General features: G+C 62.4%; 2 protein-coding genes. Both read left to right on the top strand.

Annotation, left to right across the window (positions count from 1 at the left end; genetic code table 11):
• On the top strand, positions 1-2,568 hold a 2,568-nt coding region (gene rpoB / locus QZY07_RS22120; RefSeq protein WP_295407551.1), incomplete at its 5' end, for a DNA-directed RNA polymerase subunit beta.
• A 101-nt stretch (positions 2,569-2,669) separates the two neighbouring features.
• Positions 2,670-7,202, top strand: a complete 4,533-nt coding sequence (gene rpoC / locus QZY07_RS22115; protein ID WP_295407548.1) for a DNA-directed RNA polymerase subunit beta' — start codon at positions 2,670-2,672, stop codon at positions 7,200-7,202.
• Positions 7,203-7,225 lie beyond the last annotated feature (23 nt).

Here is a 7,225-nt window from a genome sequence, read left to right as displayed (position 1 = left end):
TCCAGCCAGCTCTCCCAGTTCATGGACCAGAACAATCCGCTGTCCGAAGTCACCCACAAGCGGCGGGTTTCGGCACTCGGCCCAGGCGGTCTGGCGCGCGAGCGGGCCGGCTTCGAGGTGCGCGACGTGCATCCGACGCACTATGGCCGGGTCTGTCCGATCGAAACGCCGGAAGGTCCGAACATCGGACTGATCAACTCGCTGGCCGTCTATGCGCGGACCAATTCCTACGGCTTTCTCGAAACCCCGTACATCAAGGTCGAGGCCGGTCAGGTGACCAAGGAAATCAATTATCTGTCCGCGATCGAGGAGGGCAATTTCGTCATTGCCCAAGCCAATGCGACGCTGGACGATGACGGGCGACTCACGGATGCGCTGGTCTCCTGCCGACATGCCAACGAGTTTGCGATGCGGGCACCGGAGGAAGTCCAGTACATGGACGTCTCGCCGCGCCAGATCGTTTCGGTGGCGGCCTCGCTGATTCCCTTCCTGGAGCACGACGACGCCAACCGGGCGCTGATGGGCTCGAACATGCAGCGTCAGGCGGTGCCGACGCTGCGGGTCGAAAAGCCGCTGGTCGGTACCGGGATGGAGCGCGTGGTGGCGAAGGACTCGGGCGTGTGCGTGGTGGCGCGCCGGGGCGGCGTCATCGAATCGGTGGACGCCGCGCGCATCGTGGTGCGCGTCAACGACGACGAGGCCGTCCCAGGCGTACCGGGCGTCGACATCTATAACCTGACTAAGTACACCCGCTCGAATCAGAACACCTGTATCAATCAGCACCCGCTGGTTAAGCCGGGCAATATCGTGGCGCGCGACGACGTGCTGGCGGACGGGCCGTCCACCGACATGGGCGAGTTGGCGCTGGGACAGAACCTGCGTATCGCCTTCATGCCCTGGAACGGCTACAACTTCGAGGACTCCATCCTCATCTCCGAGCGCGTGGTGCAGGAAGACCGCTTCACCAGCATCCACATCGAGGAGCTTTCCTGTCTGGCCCGCGACACCAAGCTGGGGCCGGAGGAGATCACCGGCGATATCCCTAACGTCGGTGAGTCGGCCCTGTCCAAGCTCGATGAGTCTGGCATCGTCTATGTTGGCGCCGAGGTGCGCGACGGCGACATTCTGGTCGGCAAGGTCACGCCGAAAGGCGAGACGCAGTTGACACCTGAAGAGAAGCTGCTGCGAGCCATCTTCGGCGAGAAGGCGTCGGACGTGAAGGACACCTCGCTGCGTCTGCCGTCCGGGATGAACGGCACGGTCGTCGATGTCCAGGTCTTTACCCGCGATGGGGTCGAGAAGGACAAACGCGCGATCCAGATCGAGGAACTGGAACTGGATCGCGTCCGCAAGGATTTCGCGGACCAGCAGCGCATCATGGAGAACGATACCTTCCAGCGCGTGGAAAAAATGCTGGTCGGCAAGCCCGCCGATGGCGGTCCGGGAAGTCTCAAGCCCGGCTCCAAGGTGACCAAGGCGTATCTCCAGGGGTTGCTGGAGAGGGGTTCCCGCGATCAGTGGTTCGAGATCCGCATGCAGGACGAGGAGATTGCGACCCAGCTCGAAGCGATATCCGCCCAGGTCAAACAACAACGGGATGAATTTCGCGAGCGTTACGAGGTCAAGAAACGCAAGATTGCGAGTGGGGATGACCTGGCTCCCGGCGTGCTTAAGATGGTCAAGGTCTACGTGGCTCTGAAGCGCCGCATCCAGCCGGGCGACAAGATGGCCGGTCGGCACGGCAACAAGGGCGTTATCTCCAAGGTGGTGCCGGTGGAGGACATGCCGTTCTCGGCCGACGGTGTCCCGGTGGACATCGTACTCAACCCCCTGGGCGTCCCGTCACGCATGAATGTGGGGCAGGTGCTGGAAACCCATCTGGGCTGGGCGGCAAACGGGCTTGGCGTCAAGATCGAACGGATGCTTCAGGCTCAGACCGCAGTGGCTGAATTGCGCGACTTTCTGGATAAGGTCTACAACCGCAGTGGCAAGTCCGAGGATCTCGCGAGCTTTTCGGATGACGAGATTCTGGAATTGGCGCGCAATCTGACCCGCGGCGTGCCCATGGCCACGCCGGTCTTCGATGGCGCGACCGAGGAAGAGATCCACGCGATGCTCCAACTCGCCGATCGCGATAATTCCGCGCTGGGCATCCCGAGCGGTCAGACCATCCTCTTCGATGGTCGCACCGGGGACCAGTTCGAGCGTCCGGTGACCGTCGGCTACATGTACATCATCAAGCTCAACCATCTGGTGGACGACAAGATGCACGCCCGTTCGACCGGGCCTTACAGTCTGGTCACCCAGCAGCCGTTGGGCGGCAAGGCGCAGTTCGGCGGTCAGCGGTTCGGCGAGATGGAGGTTTGGGCACTGGAAGCCTATGGCGCCGCGTACACGCTACAGGAAATGCTCACGGTGAAATCCGACGACGTCAATGGTCGAACCAAGATGTACAAGAACATCGTCGACGGCGACCATCGGATGGAGGCCGGCATGCCGGAGTCCTTCAACGTGCTCGTCAAGGAGATTCGCTCGCTCGCCATCAACATCGAGCTTCAGCAGGATTGACGTAGACGTTGTATCGGTCGGATGGGTGAAGCTTGTCCCGAGCGAAGTCGAAGGGCGAAGCGATACCCATCGCCAGTTATTCCAGCCAGGAGATTAAGATCTTGAAAGATCTATTGAAAATCATCAAGCAACAGGGCCAGGCTCTCGAATTCGACGCGATCAAGATCGGACTCGCCTCCCCCGAGATGATCCGTTCCTGGTCCTTCGGCGAGGTCAAGAAGCCCGAAACCATTAACTATCGCACCTTCAAGCCGGAGCGCGACGGTCTCTTCTGCGCCAAGATTTTCGGGCCCATCACCGACTACGAGTGCATCTGCGGCAAGTACAAGCGGCTCAAGCACCGCGGCGTGGTGTGCGAGAAGTGCGGCGTCGAGGTGACCCTCGCCAAGGTACGCCGCGAGCGCATGGGGCATGTCGACCTGGCCAGCCCGGTCGCCCACATCTGGTTCCTGAAGTCGCTGCCTTCGCGCATCGGGCTGTTGCTCGACATGACGCTGCGCGACATCGAGCGTATCCTCTATTTCGAGTCTTTCGTCGTCATCGATCCCGGTCTGGTGCAGGAGCTCGAACGCGGCCAGCTACTCAACGACGAGCAGTATCTGGAGACGTTGGAGGCCAACGGCGACGAGTTCGACGCCCGCATGGGTGCCGAGGCGGTCTACGAACTGCTGCGCACCATCGACATGGCCGCCGAGATCCGGCGCATGCGCGAGGAAATCCAGAGCACTAACTCCGAGACCAAGATCAAGAAGCTCGCCAAGCGGCTCAAGCTCATGGAATCCCTGCTCGTCTCGGGCAATCGTCCCGAATGGATGATCCTGACCGTGCTGCCGGTGCTGCCACCTGAGTTGCGCCCGCTGGTGCCGCTCGATGGCGGTCGTTTTGCGACCTCCGATCTCAACGATCTCTATCGGCGGGTGATCAACCGCAACAACCGTCTCAAGCGTCTGCTCGATCTGGTCGCGCCCGACATCATCGTGCGCAACGAAAAGCGCATGCTTCAGGAATCGGTCGACGCCCTGCTGGACAACGGGCGGCGCGGACGTGCCATCACCGGCACCAACAAGCGTCCGCTGAAGTCGCTCGCCGACATGATCAAGGGCAAGCAGGGCCGGTTCCGTCAGAATCTGCTCGGCAAGCGCGTCGACTACTCTGGCCGTTCGGTCATCGTGGTCGGTCCGACGCTCATGCTGCACCAGTGCGGTCTGCCCAAGCGGATGGCGCTCGAACTCTTCAAGCCCTTCATCTTCAGCAAGCTGCAACTGCGCGGTCTGGCGACCACCATCAAGGCCGCCAAGAAGATGGTCGAGCGCGGCACGCCGGAGGTCTGGGACATCCTGGAGGAGGTCATCCGCGAACATCCGGTGATGCTCAACCGCGCCCCGACCCTGCACCGTCTCGGCATCCAGGCGTTCGAGCCGGTGCTGATCGAGGGCAAGGCGATCCAGTTGCATCCGCTGGTCTGTACCGCCTTCAACGCCGACTTCGACGGCGATCAGATGGCGGTTCACGTCCCGCTGTCCCTAGAGGCGCAGCTGGAAGCACGCGCGCTCATGATGGCCTCCAACAATATCCTCTCGCCGGCCAATGGCGAGCCCATCATCGTGCCCTCGCAGGACGTGGTGCTGGGTCTCTATTACATGACCCGCGAACGGGTGAAGGCCAAGGGCGAGGGCAGCGTGTTCGCCGATATCGACGAGGCCCGTCGTGCCTACGAGACCGGACATGCCGAGCTGCACGCACGCTGCAAGGTGCGTATCCGCGAGGTCATCAAGGGTAAGGATGGCGAACTGCGCGAAATCGTCGGCATCAAGGACACGACGCTGGGACGCGCGCTGGTGTTCGCCATCGTGCCGGATGGCCTGCCCTTCGATCTGGTCGACCGCGCCATGGGCAAGAAGCAGATCTCGCTGCTGATCAATATGTGCTATCGCCGCCTCGGGCTTAAGGAGACTGTGGTCTTCGCCGATCAGATCATGTATCTCGGGTTCCGCATGGCCACGCGCTCCGGGGTCTCGATCGGTCTGGAGGACATGGAAGTGCCGCGCGACGAACTGGACGCCAAAATGGACAAGGGCGCGCTGCTGGCCGGGGCCGAGGCCGAGGTCCAGGAGATCCAGCAGCAGTATGCCTCGGGTCTGGTCACCAACGGCGAGCGTTACAACAAGGTGGTCGACATCTGGTCGCGGACCAACGATCAAGTCGCCAAGGCCATGATGAGCAAGCTCGGCAGCGAGTCCGCCGAGTCCAGCCCGGTGTTCGAGGCGCAGCGTCTGGTCGCCGAATATCGCCAGGGGATTTACAGCGCGATCGACGAGACGGATCGTCCGGCAACGCGCGAGTTGTTCAATGTCTGGCAGACCCGGCTGAAAGAGGCGGGAGAGCAGCTTGGACGGGGCGAGATGGACGTGGCGGCTTTCCAGGACTTGGCCGTGTCGCTGCTGGCGGAATATCGTCCCGAGGTGGCGAAGATCGTCGGACTCGATCAGATCAAGGGACATGGGCTGAGAGAGCGGGTCATCGCTGGCTTCGGCGAGACCCGGAAACGGGTGGCCGAGCGACGCAAGCAGGACTCCTTCAACTCGATCTACATGATGGCCAATTCCGGCGCTCGCGGTTCCGCGCAGCAGATTCGTCAGCTCGCCGGGATGCGCGGTCTGATGGCCAAGCCGGACGGCTCTATCATCGAGACCCCCATCACGGCAAACTTCCGCGAGGGTCTGAACGTCATCCAGTATTTCATCTCGACCCATGGCGCGCGCAAGGGATTGGCCGATACCGCGCTGAAGACCGCCAATTCGGGTTATCTGACCCGGCGTCTGGTCGACGTGGCGCAGGACATGGTGGTGCTGGAGGAAGACTGCGGAACCGAGCAGGGGCTGCTGATGACGCCGATCATCGAGGGCGGCGATGTGGTCGAGCCCTTGCGCGAGCGGATCCTCGGGCGCGTCTGCGCCGTGGATGTCTACCTGCCGGGGACCGACGAACTGGTCTGCAAGGCCGGGACGCTGCTCGACGAGACCTTGGTCGATCATTTCGATGAAATCGGGATCGATCAGCTTCGCGTGCGCTCGCCGATTCGTTGCGAAGCACGACTGGGCGTCTGTGCGCAATGCTACGGTCGCGATCTGGCGCGCGGTCATCGCGTCAACATGGGCGAGGCGGTCGGCGTCATCGCCGCGCAGTCGATCGGCGAGCCGGGCACCCAGCTCACCATGCGCACCTTTCACATTGGCGGCGCGGCCTCGCGGGCCGCGGCCGTCAACAGCATCGACATCAAAAACAGCGGTTCGGTACGCCTGCACAACATCAAGACGGTGCAGCATCACTCGGGCAACAACCTGGTGGCGGTGTCGCGCTCCGGAGAACTGACCGTGGTCGACGAGCGCGGGATGGAGAAGGAGCGTTACAAAGTTCCCTATGGCGCGACCCTGCGCGTCGCCGATGGCGATACCGTCAAGCCGGGCGACGTGGTCGCCAGTTGGGATCCGCATACCCATCCGGTGGTGACCGAGGTTGCGGGTAAGCTGGAGTTCGAGGACTTCATCGAAGGCGTCACCGTGCAGAGCCAGGTCGACGATGTCACGGGTCTGGCCTCGCTGGCCGTGATCGATCCCAAGCAGCGTCCTGCCGCAGGCAAGGATCTGCGGCCGATGGTGAAATTGCTCGACGAGGACGGCAACGAACTGAATATCGTGGGGACCGACCTGCCGGCGCGCTATGCGCTGTCCTCGGGCGCGATCGTCAGCGTCGCCAATGGCGCCAATGTGGGTGTTGGCGACATCCTGGCGCGTATCCCGCAGGAGTCCAGCAAAACCCGCGACATCACCGGCGGTCTGCCGCGGGTGGCGGATCTGTTCGAGGCACGCAAGCCCAAGGAAGCAGCCCTGTTGGCGGAGGCGAGCGGGACCATCGGTTTCGGCAAGGACACCAAGGGCAAGCAGCGTCTGATCATCACCAAGGATGATGGTGAGACGGTCGAGGAGCTGATTCCCAAGTGGCGTCATGTCAACGTGTTCGATGGCGAGCGCGTCGAGCGTGGCGAGGTCATTGCCGATGGCGAACTCGCCTCGCACGACATCCTGCGTCTGAAGGGCGTCACGGCGCTGGCCGAATATCTGGTCAAGGAGATCCAGGACGTGTATCGGTTGCAGGGCGTCAAGATCAACGACAAGCACATCGAGGTCATCGTCCGGCAGATGTTGCGCAAGGTCGAAATTTCGGCCCCTGGCGATACCCGGTTGCTGCGCGGCGAACAGGTGGAGCATTCCGTTCTGATGGACGAGAACAAGCGGGTCATGGCCGAGGGCAAACAGCCCGCGCTCTATGAGCAACTGCTGCTCGGCATCACCAAGGCATCGCTGGCGACCGAGTCCTTCATCTCCGCGGCCTCCTTCCAGGAGACGACTCGGGTGCTGACCGAGGCCTCCGTGCGCGGTTCCACCGATCGGCTCGCCGGGCTCAAGGAAAACGTCATCGTCGGGCGTCTGATTCCCGCCGGCACGGGGTTGTCCCATCATCAGGATCGTCGTCGCAGACGTCAGATGGAGTGCCAGATATCCAGTCAGGTCGATGTGGTTGAAGGTCCGGAAGCGGCATTGAAGAAGGCGCTCAATACGCCAGAGGCGAGTTGAGCCGAGCGCCGTCCGCTGGCCGC

It is taken from the genome of uncultured Thiocystis sp. (assembly GCF_903866365.1).
Classification (GTDB): Bacteria; Pseudomonadota; Gammaproteobacteria; order Chromatiales; family Chromatiaceae; genus Chromatium.
Note: the sequence above shows the minus strand (reverse complement) of the source record. Positions and strands in the feature narration are given on the sequence as shown.